Genomic DNA, 16,277 nt, shown 5'->3' on the forward strand with positions numbered 1-16,277 from the left:
CCTGCGCCGCCTGCGGCGGCTGGTCGAACGGGGGTTCTCATCAAAGCCTCCCTCACCGCCAGACACAAAAAAACCCGCAAGTGGCAGTAGCGGGCGTGGCAGTGAGACGCCGGTCGGGATTGACTCGCGCTTACGCGCTCGGGGCTGCGCCCCGTCATCTGCGATGACGTCCTGCGCCGCCTGCGGCGGCTGGTCGAACGGGGGTTCTCATCAAAGCCTCCCTCACCGCCAGACACAAAAAAACCCGCAAGTGGCAGTAGCGGGCGTGGCAGTGAGGCGCCGGTCGGGATTGACTCGCGCTTACGCGCTCGGGGCTGCGCCCCGTCATCTGCGATGACGTCCTGCGCCGCCTGCGGCGGCTGGTCGAACGGGGGTTCTCATCAAAGCCTCCCTCACCGCCAGACACAAAAAAACCCGCAAGTGGCAGTAGCGGGCGTGGCAGTGAGGCGCCGGTCGGGATTGACTCGCGCTTACGCGCTCGGGGCTGCGCCCCGTCATCTGCGATGACGTCCTGCGCCGCCTGCGGCGGCTGGTCGAACGGGGGTTCTCATCAAAGCCTCCCTCACCGCCAGACACAAAAAAACCCGCGTGAGCGGGTTCTTTTGTGTCTGGCGGTGAGGGAGGGATTCGAACCCTCGATACGCTTTTAACGTATACTCCCTTAGCAGGGGAGCGCCTTCAGCCGCTCGGCCACCTCACCAGATTTTGTGGGAAATATTATCCCAAGGCACCGGGCCGGCTAACGCCGACCGCGGGGCATAATACCACTTTCAAGATGAAATCCCAGCCCTGAAAAAGGATTGGCTGGAAAAAAATCAGACGCCATCGCCCTCGGTGGTTTTCTCGTGCTGGATTCGCATATAGATCTCTTCGCGATGCACGGCCACTTCCTTTGGTGCGTTGACGCCGATACGAACCTGGTTGCCCTTGACGCCGAGCACGGTCACGGTGACTTCATCACCGATCATCAATGTCTCGCCTACTCGCCGGGTCAGAATAAGCATGGGTAATCCCTCCTGGGTCCTTTCAGTGTTAATGAGCGCATTTCCGCGGCTCAGGGCTCTTGGCACCTCCGGGTTGATCCTTGGCCCGGAACCACGCACCCACTTCCCTGACGCGGGCTGACATTATGCAGGATGCGTCAGATAATGTCTTCCCGAGTTAGCCAGCCAGGGGGCAATTGTCTGCCGTGGCTGGCCCCATGATCTCAGCTTGCGACCGGGTGGTCGAGCTCAAATGCCGAATGCAGTGCACGCACGGCCAGCTCCAGATACTTCTCGGCAATCACCACCGATACCTTGATCTCGGACGTTGAGATCATTTCGATATTGATGCCTTCATCAGCCAGCGCCTGGAACATTTTCGAGGCAACACCTGCGTGCGACCGCATGCCCACACCTACCAGTGACACCTTGGCGATTTTGTCGTCGCCGATGATCTCCGGGTTGCCGAGCTCCTCGGCGGCATCGTGCAGCACTTGCTGGGCGCGCTTGAAATCATTGCGGTGCACGGTGAAGGTGAAATCCGCTGCGCCATCCTTGCCGACGTTCTGCACGATCATGTCGACTTCGATATTGGCAGCACCCACCGGCCCGAGGATCTTGTAGGCGATGCCGGGAGTATCCGGTGCACCTCGTACGATGATCTTTGCTTCATCACGGGTAAAGGCGATCCCGGAGATGACCGGCTTTTCCATATCTACCTCGTCGTCGACAGTAATGAGGGTGCCAGGGCCTTCCTGAAAACTATGCAGCACCCGCAGCGGCACGCCGTACTTGCCGGCAAACTCGACCGCCCGGATCTGTAGTACCTTGGAGCCCTGGCTCGCCATTTCGAGCATTTCTTCAAAAGTGATGGTGTTCAGCCTGCGGGCATTGTCGACCACGCGCGGATCTGTGGTGTAGACGCCGTCCACATCGGTATAAATCTGGCATTCGTCGGCTTTCAGGGCAGCCGCCAGCGCCACAGCCGTGGTATCGCTGCCGCCTCGGCCCAGTGTGGTGATGCGGCCCTGGGCATCAACGCCCTGGAATCCGGCCACCACGACCACACGCCCGGCATCAAGATCGGCGCGCATGTTGTGATCGTCGATGTGCTCGATGCGTGCCTTGGTGTGGGTGCTATCGGTGAGCACACGCACTTGCATGCCGGTGTAAGACCGCGCATCCAGCCCCAGTTTGTGCAAGGCCATGCTCAGCAGCGCGATGGTGACTTGCTCGCCGGTGGATACCAGCACGTCCATCTCACGCGGGTCGGGCGTGTCGGTCATGTCGTTGGCCAGTGCGATCAGGCGGTTGGTTTCGCCGCTCATGGCGGAGACTACCACTACCACCTGATCCCCTCTGGCCCGGAACCCGGCAATCTTTTCCGCCACTGCCTGGATGCGTTCCACGGTACCGACCGAGGTACCGCCGTATTTCTGTACGATGAGCGCCATAAATGAGATCAGTCAAGTGAATCGGGTGAAAAGGGGCGCTACTTTAACATCTGCACCGCACCCTTGTATAACCGTCCCGGCACTGGGCAAACCGCCCTTCCGTGCCGGTCTGCCTGTCAGCTTTGCCGCTGCCGAACCCAGTCTTCCACCGCCGCCAATGCGGCCGGCAGTGCAGCGGTATCTGCCCCGCCACCCTGAGCCATGTCCGCCCGGCCACCACCTTTGCCGCCAATGGCGCTGGCCACATGGCGCACCAGCTCCCCGGCCGGGTATTGCCCGGTCAGATCAGCGGTGGTGCCCGCCACCAGGCTGATCTTGTCGCCTTCCACGGCAGCCAGAATCGCGACCACCGAACCGAGCTTGCTCTTGAGATTGTCCATGGCGGTGCGCAAGGTACGTGCATCGGCGCCGTCCAGCTGCGCCGCCAGCACCTGCACGCCATTGACCTCGCGCACCTGGCTGCTCAGATCGCTGCCGGAGCCCGATGCCAGTTTCTGCTTCAGGCGTTCGATTTCCTTTTCCAGCTCACGGCTACGCGCCACGAGCTGCTCGACACGGCCTGCCACCTGTTCGGGCGCCGATTTCACCAGGCCGGCAACCCGTGCCACGGTGTCGGAGAGTTTCCGTACGGCTGCCAGCGCCTGCTCCCCGGTCACCGCTTCGATGCGCCGCACACCTGCTGCGGTGGCGCTTTCCGAGGTAATTCTGAACAAGCCGATATCACCGGTTCTGCTGACGTGTGTACCACCGCAAAGCTCTTTCGAGAAGGCGGCCTCGCCCATGGTGAGCACGCGCACCTGATCGTCGTACTTCTCGCCGAACAGGGCCATGGCGCCTGCTGCGCGGGCCGCTTCGATATCCATCAGCTCGGTGCCGACGGCACTGTTGGCCAATATATGCTCATTCACCAGGCGCTCGATTTCGGCAATCTGCTCGGCAGACAATCCTTCACCGTGGGAAAAATCAAAGCGCAGATAATCCGGGCCCACCAGCGAGCCTTTTTGCGTGACATGCTCGCCGAGCACTTTGCGCAGCGCGGCATGCATCAGGTGCGTCGCCGAGTGGTTGCGCATGATCGAGCGGCGGCGCGCCATATCCACGCCCGCCTGCACGGTATCGGCAATCGCCAGGCTGCCCTGCTCTACCTTGCCGTGATGAACAAACGCTTGCTGGCGTTTGCGCGTATCGGTTACACGGAATCGTGTGCCGTTTGCCACCAGCCAGCCGGTATCGCCCACCTGGCCACCGGACTCGGCATAAAACGGTGTGCTATCAAGCACCACCAGGCCCTCTTCGCCGGCTTCAAGACGCGCTACGGCTTCGCCATCGCGATACAGGCCCACCACACGGCATTGATCGTCCAGCAGCTCATAGCCGGAGAACGTTGTCTCGCCCTCGATTTGCAGGCGGTCGCTGTAATCATTGGCGAAGGCGTCTGCGCCGCGGGCACGCTGGCGCTGGGCCTCCATCGCGGCTTCAAAGCCGGCCTCGTCGATGCTCAGGCCCTTCTCGCGCGCCACATCGGCGGTCAGATCCGGCGGGAAGCCGTGGGTGTCATAGAGTGTGAACACCACCTCGCCCGGGATCACGGTGCCTTTCAGGCTGGCCACCGCCTGTTCAAGCACTTTCATGCCTTGCGCGAGGGTGCGGCCGAACTGCTCTTCTTCCGCCAGCAAGGCTTTTTCGATGCGCGCCTGCTGGGTGCGTAGCTCGGGGTAGGCATCGCCCATCTGCTCGGCCAGCGGGGCCACCAGCGTGTGGAAAAACGGTTTCTCGCACCCGAGCTTGTGCCCGTGGCGCAAGGCGCGGCGAATGATGCGGCGCAGCACATAACCACGGCCCTCATTGGACGGGATCACACCGTCGCTGATGAGGAAGCTGGCCGAGCGAATGTGATCGGCAATCACCCGCAGCGATTTGGCATCCGGGTCGCTGGTGCCGGTCGCTTTTGCCGCAGCGGCCAGCAACGCCTGAAACAGATCAATCTCGTAGTTGGAATGCACGCCCTGCATCACGGCGGCAATGCGCTCAAGGCCCATGCCGGTATCCACCGACGGCTTGGGCAACGGCACCAGTTCGCCATCCGGTTGGCGGTCATACTGCATGAACACCAGGTTCCAGATTTCGATATAGCGATCCAGATCGTCACCGGGGGAGCCGGGCGGGCCGCCTGGCACGTCAGCGCCGTGGTCGTAGAAGATTTCGGTGCAAGGCCCGCAGGGGCCGGTATCGCCCATTTGCCAGAAGTTGTCTTCATCCAGCCGGGAAAAGCGCTCGGCGCTGACGCCCATTTCCTTCAGCCAGATATCCGCCGCTTCGTCATCCGAAACATGCACCGTGACCCACAACCGCTCGGCAGGCAGTTTCATTTCGACAGTGAGGAACTCCCAGGCAAAGCGAATTGCCTCGCGTTTGAAGTAATCACCGAAGCTGAAGTTGCCCAGCATCTCGAAAAAGGTGTGGTGTCGTGCGGTATAACCGACGTTTTCCAGGTCGTTGTGCTTGCCACCGGCACGCACGCAGCGCTGGCTGCTGGCAGCGCGGTTATAGGCGCGCTTGTCACGGCCGAGGAACACATCCTTGAACTGGTTCATCCCGGCGTTGGTGAATAGCAACGTCGGATCATTCGCCGGCACCAGTGAGCTGGATGGCACAACGGTATGCCCCTGGCGGGTAAAGTAATCGAGGAAAGCCTGGCGAATGTCGGCGCTTTTCATAAGTCTCGCTGCAATGTCGGTCGAGGATATGGCGGAAAGCGGCAAGTATAACGAGGCAAGCCAGCAGGCGCCATGCGGCCACCCCGCCTCTCCAGCTCTCCTTCGAGCTCTCCTTCAAGCCGGCCTGAAGCGGCTTGCGACGGTCGAGATGGGGCAACTCGGGTGGCAGGTGAGGGCGGCAGCAGCATAAGGCCCACCAGGACAGGCGGCTCAGTTAAAGCCCTGCTCGGCGCTATTCGGTGAGGCGGTCACCATCCAATGCAGAAGAGTCCAGTGCGGCGGCGTCCAGTGCGGCGAAACACTGATCAGCCGTGAAACCACGGTATTGGAGGAAGCGCAACCGGCGCGCTTTTTCTTTTAGATCGGCAGGTGGGACGGCGCCGAAGCGTTTCTGGCAGGTGCTGGCCGCCAGCTCGAACCAGTCGCACTCTGCCTCAGCCAGTGCCTCTTCCGCCAGCGCGGTGCTGATGCCAGTTTGCTGTAGCGCCTGCCGGATGCGTAACGGCCCCTGCCCGCGTGCTACGCGGCTACGCACGAAAAGCCGGGCGTAACGGTTGTCATCCAGCAGTTGCTGGCCTTCGAGCCAGTCGAGCAACGGGGCTACGGGTGCCGCATCGCCAAAACGCTTGAGCAGCCGCTCGGCCATGTCCTGACGGGCAAAGTCGCGCCGCGCCAGCATGGCCAGCGCGGCATTGCGCAAATCCGCCTCCGGCGTGGGGGATGGATCGGCTTTTGCCGCCTCCCCGTCCTGCCGCCGTGGCGGGCGAAAGCTTGTTCTGCCAGCCATCTTGCTCTGTGCCTCTCAGGCTGCGCTTTTCTCTTTGAGCTCGGTTTTCTGACTCGGTTTTCGAAGCTCCGCTTTCCGGTCTCAGCTTTCCGATCTCAGCTTTCCGATCTCGACTTTGAGCTCGTCTGCTCTTGAGCTTGCCGGCTCTCGAGCTCGCCAACTTGCCCGCCGCCGCATTTCCGGCCCGTTGGGTCAGTCTGCCTGTTCTGCGGCCTGCTCTTCTTTCTCGTCACCGCTTTCCTTGGTGGCCGGGGTCAGCAGGCGAGCGCGAATCTGGGCTTCCACTTCCTGAGTGATCTCCGGGTGGTCGCGCAGGTAATCGCAGGCGTTTTGCTTGCCCTGGCCAATCTTGTCACCTTGATAAGCATACCAGGCCCCGGCCTTGTCGATCAGGCCAAGCTGCACGCCCATATCCAGGATTTCGCCCAGGTTGTTGATACCCGTGCCATACAAAATCTGGAACTCGGCCTGACGGAACGGCGGCGCCACCTTGTTCTTGACAACCTTGACGCGGGTTTCGCTGCCGATGATTTCATCACCCTGCTTTACCGCACCGATACGACGAATATCCAGCCGCACGGAGGAGTAGAATTTCAGAGCGTTACCGCCTGTGGTGGTTTCGGGGTTGCCGAACATCACGCCGATCTTCATGCGGATCTGGTTGATGAAGATCACCAGGCAGTTGGCATTTTTCACTGAACCGGTGATCTTGCGCAGCGCCTGGCTCATCAGGCGTGCCTGCACGCCCACGTGGTGATCACCCATCTCGCCTTCGATTTCGGCCTTGGGCACCAGCGCTGCAACGGAATCCACAATGACCACATCTACCGCGCCGGAGCGCACCAGCATGTCGGTGATTTCCAGTGCCTGCTCGCCTGTATCCGGCTGCGAGACGATGAGATCGTCCACATTGACACCCAGCTTTTCAGCGTAATCCGGGTCTAGCGCGTGCTCGGCATCGACGAAGGCGCAGTTGGCGCCGTGTTTCTGCGCCTGTGCAATCACGGACAAGGTCAGCGTGGTTTTACCGGAGGATTCCGGGCCATAGATTTCAACAATCCGGCCCTTGGGCAGGCCGCCGATACCCAGCGCCACATCCAGGCCGAGAGAACCTGTGGAGATCGCTGGCATCGGTTCGCGCTTGCGATCGCCCATACGCATCACCGAGCCCTTGCCGAACTGACGTTCAATCTGGGAAAGCGCCGCGCTCAGAGCCTTGCTCTTGTTGTCATCCATTGCTGGTTCCTCTCGATGATGGTCTCGATGATGGTCTCGATAGTGGTGTCGGCGAACGGTACACCCGCCGACAACCTGCGTCCTGCCAGTGGCCCGGCAGAAGCTGCCCTGGCCCGAGCACTGTTAATATGGACAGTATTATGAACAGGAGATCTGCCGCCTGCAACCCCCCTAAGAGCGCGCACCCGGCAAGCGCGCCAACAGCCCGCGCAGGGCCACTTCGATAGCGCCGCTGCGCACGCCATCACGATCCCCCGCGAGGCACTGGCAATGCGTATCGGTGCCGCCATCTCGGCGCGCCCAGGCAAACCAGACGGTGCCGACGGGCTTCTCTGCCGAGCCGCCATCCGGCCCGGCGATGCCGGTGACCGCCACACTGATGTCGGCAAGGCTATGCTGCAAGGCGCCCTCGGCCATGGCACGGGCAACCGGCTCGCTGACGGCGCCGTGTTGTGCCAGCAGTTCTTGCGGCACGCCCAGCATGGCCATTTTCGATTCGTTGGAATACGTCACGAAGCCCCGCTCGAACCAGCCCGAGCACCCCGCGATATCAGTGATGGCGGCGGCGATAGCGCCTCCCGTGCAGGATTCCGCCGTGGCCAGGGAAATCTCGGCTCGCGCCAGCGCTTCTCCTACTTCCGTTGCCAATTGCTGATGTCTCAAGGGCGCACCTCCAGGCATTCGATTGTGTTCGCGCCTGCCGCCATGGCCACCGGAGACTGTTACCGGCGCAATAATCACAGGCGCAATAAGTAGTCCGCTAACGGAACGGTAAGCAGTGACAACAACAAGCCGATACCGACAATGCGATTGGCAAGCGCCGGCGCCAGGCCATGCTGCTGTGCCAGGATGCCGGCGGTAATCATCGGTGCCATGGCGGCCTGAAGCACGGCGATATCAGCCGTCGCCGGCTGCGCTCCCATGGCGATCGCCAGCCCCGCTATCATCAGGGGTGCGAGCAACAGTTTCCAGCCCAGGCCGTACAACATGGGCACCAGATCATGCCGAACCGCGCTCAACCGCAACTGCATCCCGACGGTGAACAGCGCCAGCGGTGTGAGGGTCTGTCCGAGCCGGCCGAGCACTTCCATCAACACGCCCGGAAGACCGCCCGTCTGGCGCAGGATCAATGCCAGCAACAGCGCAAAAAAGGCGGGGAACATGGCCACGCGCCGCAGCAGATCCATCGCCGAGACGCGCTGGCCGGCATACACCGCCGCCACGATCACGCCCAGCGAGGAGAGCACCAGAAAAGAGCCCATCTGATCGGCGATCACTGCCACCCCAAGCGCCTCGGTGCCGCGCAGTGCTTCGATCAGGGGGTATCCGACGAACGAGGTATTGCCCAGCCCGGCCGTGAGCACCAGGGCGCCGATCTGGCCTCGTGTCCAGCCCAGGCTGCGACCAAGCAGGTTGATGAGGAGCCAGGCGCCTGCGAACACCAGCCACATCGCGACTGCCGGAAACAGCAGCTCGTGGCTCCATTGCAGCAACAGTATCTGTTGCAGCACCAGCGCCGGCAGGGCCACATGCAGCACCCACCAGTTCAAGCCTGCCGCGAGCCCTTCCGGATGATGAAACCGTGCCGCCAGTGCTCCGGCACCCAGACAGATTATGACCAGCCAAAGCGCACTCAAGAATTCGCCTCTACTCTCGTTCGGAATTGACAGGCGGCGCAGTGTATCACCAAGCATTGCTGCCGGTATGCCCGCACCCAGTTCCTGTGCCGGCTGCGCTCAATGCCGCAAAGCGGCTCAGGATGGCAGCGGCGTGCGGCGTTTCCTGCACGCTCCGGGCCAACACCGGGGCATCAGGTTCCGGTGCCAGTTGCTGCACGTACTCGCGCATCACCGTGGCAGAAAACTCGGGATGAAACTGCACGCCCCAGGCACGCTGGCCGATACGAAACATCTGGCAGGGCTCGGGCTCGTGGCCCGCCAGACGGCACGCGCCTGGCGGCAATCGCAGCACTGATTGCCGGTGCACAAATGGCGCCGGAAAGCGGGCCGGCAAGCCATCCAGCAACGCATCCCCGACAGCGCCAGCAGTGAGCTGCACCGTGTCCGTACCGAGAGCCAGACCACCAGCACGATAGCCGACCTCTCCGCCCAATGCGTAAGCCAGCAATTGATGCCCATAGCAAATCCCGAGCACCGGCACCTCCGCATGCACCAGCTCACGCAGCCAGCCCGCCAGCCGTTCGCTCCAGCTCTCATGATCGGTGACCATGCTCGGGGAGCCGGTCACCACGACTGCGGCAATATCCGTCACCGCCGGCAGTGAGGGCGCAGTACGCGCATCCAGCACGGCCACCGGCAGCGCCGGCCCCAGGCCGGCAGCGATCCAGTCGCTGAAATCGCCATGACGGCCGAGAATTGCCGGCGGCGGCTGCCCGGCGCTGACGATAATGATCGGTTTCAGCATGACTCGCTCCTGCCTCAAGGGGTTGATATCTGGCGAGCCGCCACTGCTGCATTCGCCGCCGTCCCCCGGATGCTGCGCCGGACAACCCCACCACCCACGCCATCCGAAAGCGGAAAGACCGTCTCGCGCACGGATCAAAAAAAGAGGAAAGCCTCGACCTTTCCATGCCGATCCGGTCACCATGCCGCTGATAGGCTGCTGCCACACGTGATCTGTATTACCCGTAGCGGAACGTGCATTATTCATACCACTATCACATGATCTCCATGTCTTCTTCGGTGGGGCTGCTGGATGGCGCGCGTGATTCACTCGATCAATACGACGGCGAGCGGCCTGTGCCTTCCTCTGGATAGCCGCGTTGACAACGATCATCAGCAGCATGCTATCGACCCTGTCTTATGCGCCAGCAGCCCGGTGGCCGGCACTCCGGTGGCCGGCATCCCGGTGGCCGGCACCCGGTGTTCGGCAGCACTGACTTTGACTTGTTTATGAGTTTCTGGCCCGATGCGCCAACGGCAACGAAAGCACCCGAGACAACGCAGCCTCTGGCAAAAGCATTCGCCGCCACCCCCGAGCAGGTGACGCCCATGGCGATGACGCGGCATGGCTGTAGCATTCTTGTGCGCAAGTTTGTGGAAAAATTGACGGCACCGCACGGGCCAGCCATCACCGTCGTCTGCCCCGTATTCGCCGCCAGCTTGCCGGGCAAAAGGCTGGCCCATGCGTTTTTCATTCCGGCTCGGCCGGCCATCGGTGCGGGCGTGCGGGTGGCAGGCGGTGTGGCAGTGTTTTGACAATATCTACTTTGGGTCTTCCAGACATGCCTTATAAATCAGCCCGCAACACAGCACTGAACAGCCTCTGCGCGCTGCTCTCCCTGGCCCTCGCCGGCTGCTCCCTGCCCTCCCTGGAAAGCCGGGTTGATAGCACTGTACTGCCCGCCGCCGCGCTGGAGGGTGGCTGGCTGGATGCGGCCACAAAGCCACTGGCCGCCGCTCATCCGGGGCTGTCCGGCATCCTGCCGATCACCGACGCCCGCCATGCCTTCGCCACGCGCATGTTGCTGGCTTATACCGCCGAGCGCACGCTGGATATCCAATATTACATCTGGCATCAGGACATCACCGGCACCTTGCTGCTGGAAGCGTTGCGCGATGCCGCCGACCGCGATGTGCGGGTGCGCCTGCTGCTGGATGACAACGGCGTGCGCGGCATGGATGAAGTGCTGGCCGCGCTGAATCAGCACCCGAACATCGAAGTGCGGCTGTTCAATCCCTTCAGCGTGCGCCGGCCCAAGGAGATCGGTTTTATCACCCATTTCTCCCGCGCCAATCGCCGTATGCACAACAAATCATTTACCGCTGATCAGCGCCTCACTATCGTCGGCGGGCGCAACGTGGGCGATGAATATTTCGGCGCCACTGACGGCCTGCTGTTTTCCGATCTGGACGTGCTGGCGATCGGCCCGGTGGCACAGGAGACGGCGCTCGATTTCGATCGCTACTGGGCCAGCCAGTCCTCTTATCCTGTCGAGTTGATCTTGCCCGCTGTGCCCGAACAGACGCTGGCCGCGTTGAGTGATGCCGCAGAACGCGCCGAACGCGATCCTCGTGCGGAAAAATATCTTCGCGCACTGCGTGAAGCCGGGCTTGATCGCCGTGCGCCATTGAGCGAGATGCCGTTCGAATGGGCGCCGACGCGCATGATCAGCGACGACCCCGCCAAGGGGCTCGGCCTGGCAGACGACAGCGATTTGCTGATCAGCGAGCTGCCCCGCGTCATCGGCCAGGCGAAAGAATCTTTCGATCTGGTTTCGCCTTATTTTGTGCCCACTGCCGCCGGTGTCGAGACGCTGGCGGAAATGGCCGCGCAGGGCGTGCGCGTACGGGTGCTGACAAATGCCCTGGAAGCCACTGATGTTGCCGCAGTACATGCCGGTTATGCCAAGCGACGCCGTGATCTGTTGCGCGCTGGCGTGCAGCTGTTCGAGACTCAGCGCCAACCCGGCGACCCGGGGCGCAACGAAAGTGCCGGGCCGTTCGGCAGCTCCGGCTCCAGCCTGCATGCCAAGACATTCGCCGTGGATGGCAAGAAAGTGTTTGTCGGTTCGTTCAACTTCGATCCGCGTTCCGCACGCCTGAATACCGAGCTTGGCTTTGTGATCGACAGCCCGCTGCTGGGCGAAGCCATCAACCGCGCCTTTGACGAGCGGATTCCAATGGAGGCGTACGAGGTGCGCCTGAATGACGCCGGCCGGCTGTACTGGGTGCAGCGCGAGCCCGACGGCGACATCCATCACCGCCGTGAACCCGGCACCAGCATGCTGCGCCGCGTGGGCGTGCGCTTGCTGTCCTGGCTGCCGATCGAGTGGTTGCTGTAGCAGCCGAGCAGCCGAGCAGCCGAGAGGATATCGCTTCGAGAACCGGTACTGTTCGTTCGCGTGTCGCTCGCGTGCTCATCAGCGCGTGATGGAAAACGCGATCGGCACCACCAGGCTGATTTGCTCTCCACCCACCTCCGGCGGCGGTTTCGGCAATGGCTCGGCACGCCGCAACAGCGCCAGCGCTTCACGATCCAGCAGTGTTTCACCACTGGGCTGCTCCAGCGCCGCCTCCAGCACTTTGCCTTGCCGATCCAGCGTGAACCGCACCAGCGGCACACCTTCGCGGCGCATCACCCGCGCCTGCCGTGGATAGCGCTTGCGCTGCTCCAGATGAGCCACCACCGTGCTGTGCCAGCGTTGCTCGGCCTCCACCGCCTGCGGGCTGGGCGTGCCCGGATTCGGGGCAGCGGCCATTTGCTCTGTTTCCGGCGCGTCCACTGCTGGCGATGCCGCTGCCGCGACCTGCTCGGCAGGCTCCGGTTCGGATTCGGGTTCAGCTTCCGGTTGCGGCTCGGGCTCCGGTTCTGGCTGCGGCTCGGGTTCCGGCTCAGGCTCAGGCTCAGGCTCAGGCTCAGGTTCTGGTTCTGGTTCGGGCTCAGGTTCGGGCACTTCCTCCAGCACCACTTCCGGCTCGGCCTCCGGTTCGGGGGGCGGCTCTTGCCGAGGCGGCTCCGGCGACGGCTCCACGGGCGGCGGCGCGGCAGATGTGGCGGGTGCCGTAGCAGCAAAGAACGCCACATCCATCACCAGCGGCGCGGCCATCGGTGCCTCGGGCAGCGGCGGGTTGCGCCATAACAGCGCCACTGCCACGGCTCCATGCGCACCCACCGCGAACATCGCAGCCAGCGCCCAGAGCCAGAGCTCCCGGCGGCGGCGCCTGAGACCACCCGCCAGCGGCGTCATGACCCCTCGCTTGCTCGCTCAAGGCCGACCAGCGCCACTTTCAGATAGCCCGCGCTACTCAGCACACTCATGATTTCCATCAGATCGCCGTAGGCCACCTGACGGTCGGCGCGCAGCAAAATGCGCTGCTCGGGATCCGGCACATCCTCCCGTAACGCGGCTGCCAGGGTTTCACGCCGCAGCTGCCGGCTTTCGCCCAGCGTCAACGTCAGATCAGGTTGAATGGTCAGATAAACCGGCTCCTGGGGCGCAGGCCGTGGCGAGGCAGCTGCGGCCGGCAAATCCACCGGAATACTCACCGTCGCCAGGGGCGCTGCCACCATGAAAATGATCAGCAGCACCAGCATCACATCAATAAAAGGCGTAACGTTGATATCGTGGTTGTCCGGCAGCTCCTCAGCGCCACTTCCGATCTTCATGCCCATCGCCATCAGCGCACTCCTTCCGGCACAGGTGCCTGATCCGCCGCCATCTCCCGCGCCTGCGGGTGGGAGCGGTCAAGATCCCGGCTGACCAGCGTCAGCAGGGCCGTGGCAATGTCGCCCAGCACCGCGCGGTAGCCGCCGATTGCCCGAGCAAAATGGTTATAAATGACGACCGCCGGAATCGCCGCCACCAGACCGATGCCGGTCGCCAGTAGTGCCTCGGCAATACCCGGCGCCACCACGGCGAGGTTTGTAGTCTGGGTCTGGGCGATGCCGATAAAGCTGTTCATGATGCCCCACACGGTGCCGAACAGGCCCACAAACGGCGACACCGAGCCAATCGTCGCCAACGCACCAGTGCCGCGATTGATCCGGTTGCCGGCGGCAACCTGTACCCGTTCCAGCCGCGCCGCAACACGTTCCTTGATGCCCTCATCGGTGGCCGGGCCGTGCGCCGACAACGCCAGCTCATGGGCAGTGGCCTGCAACAGATAGCAGCCGGCGCCGCGCTCGTCAGCACAGCTTTTTTGCGCCTCCGCAAAGCTCCCGGCATCCACCAGTCGCTGCAGCATATGGGCCGCCTGGCGGCGCACCAACCGCAACTGCACCGTTTTGAACAGCCAGATGGTCCAGGTGACCACGGAGGCGATCAGCAAGCCGATCATCACCGATTTCACTACCCAGTCGGCGGCCTGATACATCCCCCACACGGAGAGATCGTGGGGCAGCGCATCCTCGACAAGCGGAGGCACGGTATTTTCCACGAGACCCTCGCCCGCAAGACCTTCGTCCTCGGCCATCATGGTGCGCTCGCCAATAGCGCTCTCCACAGGTTCGCCAGCCTCGTCGAGCGCTCGCGGCGCCTCCGCTTCGGTTGCCGGCGCATCGGAGCCGGGCGCCTGCTGCGCCTGTGCCACAGACCATGGCAACCATGCCAGACATCCGATCAGCAGCCAGTGTCTCATCATCACGAATATTCCCAGGAAAACCGGAGATGCGCGCCGAATGCGCGCCTGAAAAGTAGCGCCGGAACCAGCCCGGCAACGGCATCGCATGGTAGCAGAACGAACAGTCAAATGAGAAGCAATATCAATAAAAAAAGCGCTACAGCCCTACCTGAAATCGTTCGCACGAGAGCATTGCTGCGATCGTCGGCTGCGCCCAAGCCGGGCCAAAGCTGGCCTGCCGCAGCTAAAGCGGCAGCCGCCAGCGGTGACCGAGGCCGGGCGTGGCAAGGCCAAGGTGAGGCCAAGGTGGCCTAAGTCGAGGCGACCAGAAGAGTGGCGGTTTAACGCCATACTCCTGTCAGGGGGAGATCAGACTGGAGGGGCGCCACGCGGTGCCCCCTGCGGCTGGCTCAACGGCTGGCAGCAGCACGCCCGCCCGGCCTGTGGCGAAACAAGAACAGCCGCACCGCTTCCCGCAGCGCAAATGCACCATGCATATACAGCCCACCCAGCCAATATGGCACGCCGAAGATATCCACGTGGCGATACTCCACCAGGCCGAACTGGATCAGCAGCCCCTCGCCGAACATGCCCCCCACGCCGAGCAACACGGCGATCAGCAGCAGGAACGCCCGCTCGTAACTGGCACAGAGCCGGATCAGGAAGGTGCCGTAGAAAAGCACGCCAAGCAGAAACGGCTCGAAATTGCCAAACCCGCTGACCGCGTAGGTCATGGCAAACAGCGTCATGCATTCCACAAAAGGCAGCGGCGACGCACGCCCGGAGGCGCTTTGCTCGCACCGCAGTGTGCCGCCCAGGTTATCTGCGAGAGCGGCGTAAATAAGGCTCATCGCCGAAAACGCGATGACGAATCCCGGAAACACCCAGAACGCCTGCCCCAACCACAGCGGCTGCGGGTATGCCAGGGTATCGGTAAACACATGGATCGCATCACACAGGGTGGCGACGATGGCGCTGAGCACAGCAATTACCACCAGCCCGGAAACAGATATATTCTTCACGGTTGCTCGCTTGTTCTCGTTGTTTTCTCCCGCACCCCATTGCCGCGTCACGTGCTCGCAAACGTGGGCCGGGCTCGTTCCCGGCTTTGCTGGCCGGGCCGCCGTTATGACACATCTGTCCATTGAACAAAAGCACGGCACGCCGGCCGTGGCAGCGCTGCGAGCATTGCCAGTGGCGCGATATCATGCACCGCACGTCGCATACCATGAATAGGGTATGTCACACACCCACAGCCGAGCCCACAATCCCGCCAGACACTAAGGCCGACAGCCATGACCGACAACACTGCTACGTCAGGCAGCCCGATACGGGTGCTGCTGCTGGAAGATGATCCGCCCTTGCGCAAGCATTTTGCGCAGATTCTCAGCGATTGGCCGGGCGGCGAGCTGGTGGCTGCCTGCGCCACGCTCGAGGAAGCCTTGCGGGCGCTGCGCGAGCAGGCCGTCGATTTGCTGATGACGGACCTTGATCTGCCCGACGGGCATGGCATTGATGCCATCCGCCTGCTGCGCACCCTGCACCCGGATGCCGATGCCATGGTCATCTCGGTGCTCGCCGATGATGAAACCGTGCTCGCTGCCATCGAGGCCGGCGCGGTCGGTTACCTGCTGAAGGACGCCGATTCCATCGAGCTGGTGGAGGCGATTCAATCGTTGCGCGCTGGCCATTCGCCGATCTCCGCTTCCATCGCGCGCATTCTTGTACGCCGGATGAATGCCCCCGCCGCCACACAATCCGGCCCCGAACTCACACCCCGGGAAATGGAAATCCTGCGTGGTATCGCCAAGGGATTCACCTACACCGAGCTGGCAGAATGGCTCAGCATCTCGCGCCAGACCGTGCCTGTGCACATCAAGAATATCTACCGCAAGCTGGCTGCCAACAACCGCTCCGAAGCGGTTTACGAAGCCTCCCGCCGTGGGCTGCTGCGGCTATGACACGACCACTGAAACAGATCACGCTGCCCGCACGCACGCGCCATACCCGCCGCCCGG

Annotated in this window: 15 protein-coding genes and 1 tRNA gene; 3 read left to right on the forward strand and 13 right to left on the reverse strand. The window is 62.8% G+C overall.

From position 1 onward, the window contains the following. Positions 1-609: 609 nt before the first annotated feature. From MU846_RS07375 to MU846_RS07415, 9 genes are all read right to left on the reverse strand, one after another. Positions 610-700, reverse strand: a tRNA-Ser gene (locus MU846_RS07375). A 115-nt stretch (positions 701-815) separates the two neighbouring features. Then, positions 816-1,004 carry a carbon storage regulator CsrA gene (csrA, locus tag MU846_RS07380; RefSeq protein WP_246951208.1) on the reverse strand — a complete coding sequence of 63 codons (189 nt, stop codon included), beginning with the start codon at positions 1,002-1,004 and terminating at the stop codon, positions 816-818. Positions 1,005-1,207: 203 nt separating this feature from the next. Next, complete coding sequence (locus tag MU846_RS07385) at positions 1,208-2,437, reverse strand: aspartate kinase (RefSeq protein ID WP_246951210.1); 1,230 nt, start codon at positions 2,435-2,437, stop codon at positions 1,208-1,210. A gap of 116 nt (positions 2,438-2,553) precedes the next feature. After that, complete coding sequence (alaS, locus tag MU846_RS07390) at positions 2,554-5,154, reverse strand: alanine--tRNA ligase (RefSeq protein WP_246951212.1); 2,601 nt, start codon at positions 5,152-5,154, stop codon at positions 2,554-2,556. 232 nt (positions 5,155-5,386) lie between these two features. Then, positions 5,387-5,941 (reverse strand): regulatory protein RecX, encoded by a 555-nt coding sequence (locus MU846_RS07395; protein ID WP_246951214.1) that lies wholly within the window; start codon positions 5,939-5,941, stop codon positions 5,387-5,389. Between the two features lie 192 nt (positions 5,942-6,133). Then, positions 6,134-7,177 carry a recombinase RecA gene (recA, locus tag MU846_RS07400; RefSeq protein WP_246951221.1) on the reverse strand — a complete coding sequence of 348 codons (1,044 nt, stop codon included), beginning with the start codon at positions 7,175-7,177 and terminating at the stop codon, positions 6,134-6,136. Positions 7,178-7,348: 171 nt separating this feature from the next. Next, the gene (locus tag MU846_RS07405; RefSeq protein ID WP_246951223.1) at positions 7,349-7,840 is read right to left on the reverse strand and encodes a CinA family protein; all 492 of its coding nucleotides are present in this window, start codon (positions 7,838-7,840) and stop codon (positions 7,349-7,351) included. A 74-nt stretch (positions 7,841-7,914) separates the two neighbouring features. After that, positions 7,915-8,814, reverse strand: coding sequence for an AEC family transporter (locus tag MU846_RS07410; protein ID WP_246951226.1), 900 nt, complete (start codon positions 8,812-8,814; stop codon positions 7,915-7,917). Between the two features lie 46 nt (positions 8,815-8,860). After that, positions 8,861-9,601, reverse strand: coding sequence for a glutamine amidotransferase (locus MU846_RS07415; protein WP_246951228.1), 741 nt, complete (start codon positions 9,599-9,601; stop codon positions 8,861-8,863). 398 nt (positions 9,602-9,999) lie between these two features. On the opposite strand from MU846_RS07415, the gene MU846_RS07420 reads away from it, so the two are divergent. Then, positions 10,000-10,395 carry a hypothetical protein gene (locus MU846_RS07420; protein WP_246951230.1) on the forward strand — a complete coding sequence of 132 codons (396 nt, stop codon included), beginning with the start codon at positions 10,000-10,002 and terminating at the stop codon, positions 10,393-10,395. 26 nt (positions 10,396-10,421) lie between these two features. Then, positions 10,422-11,981, forward strand: a complete 1,560-nt coding sequence (locus MU846_RS07425; RefSeq protein WP_246951232.1) for a phospholipase D family protein — start codon at positions 10,422-10,424, stop codon at positions 11,979-11,981. Between the two features lie 78 nt (positions 11,982-12,059). On the opposite strand, the gene MU846_RS07430 is transcribed toward MU846_RS07425, so the two are convergent. The 4 genes from MU846_RS07430 to MU846_RS07445 all read right to left on the reverse strand — a co-directional run bounded on the left by MU846_RS07430 (position 12,060) and on the right by MU846_RS07445 (position 15,281). Then, positions 12,060-12,887: an energy transducer TonB family protein gene (locus MU846_RS07430; RefSeq protein ID WP_246951234.1), complete on the reverse strand. Its 828-nt coding sequence runs from the start codon at positions 12,885-12,887 to the stop codon at positions 12,060-12,062. Continuing rightward, the gene (gene exbD, locus MU846_RS07435) at positions 12,884-13,318 is read right to left on the reverse strand and encodes a TonB system transport protein ExbD (protein WP_246951236.1); all 435 of its coding nucleotides are present in this window, start codon (positions 13,316-13,318) and stop codon (positions 12,884-12,886) included. The genes MU846_RS07430 and exbD overlap by 4 nt, the downstream gene beginning before the upstream one ends. Further along, entirely contained in the window at positions 13,318-14,280 is a 963-nt protein-coding gene (gene exbB / locus MU846_RS07440; RefSeq protein WP_246951238.1) for a tonB-system energizer ExbB, read from the reverse strand. Before exbB ends, exbD begins: the two co-directional genes overlap by 1 nt. 389 nt (positions 14,281-14,669) lie before the next feature. After that, on the reverse strand, positions 14,670-15,281 hold the full coding sequence (locus MU846_RS07445; RefSeq protein WP_246951241.1) for a hypothetical protein: 612 nt from the start codon (positions 15,279-15,281) through the stop codon (positions 14,670-14,672). Positions 15,282-15,554: 273 nt separating this feature from the next. On the opposite strand from MU846_RS07445, the gene MU846_RS07450 reads away from it, so the two are divergent. Then, entirely contained in the window at positions 15,555-16,220 is a 666-nt protein-coding gene (locus MU846_RS07450; RefSeq protein WP_246951243.1) for a response regulator, read from the forward strand. The last annotated feature ends 57 nt before the right edge of the window (positions 16,221-16,277 follow it).

Source organism: Alcanivorax quisquiliarum, assembly GCF_023051175.1.
Taxonomy (GTDB): domain Bacteria; phylum Pseudomonadota; class Gammaproteobacteria; order Pseudomonadales; family Alcanivoracaceae; genus Isoalcanivorax; species Isoalcanivorax quisquiliarum.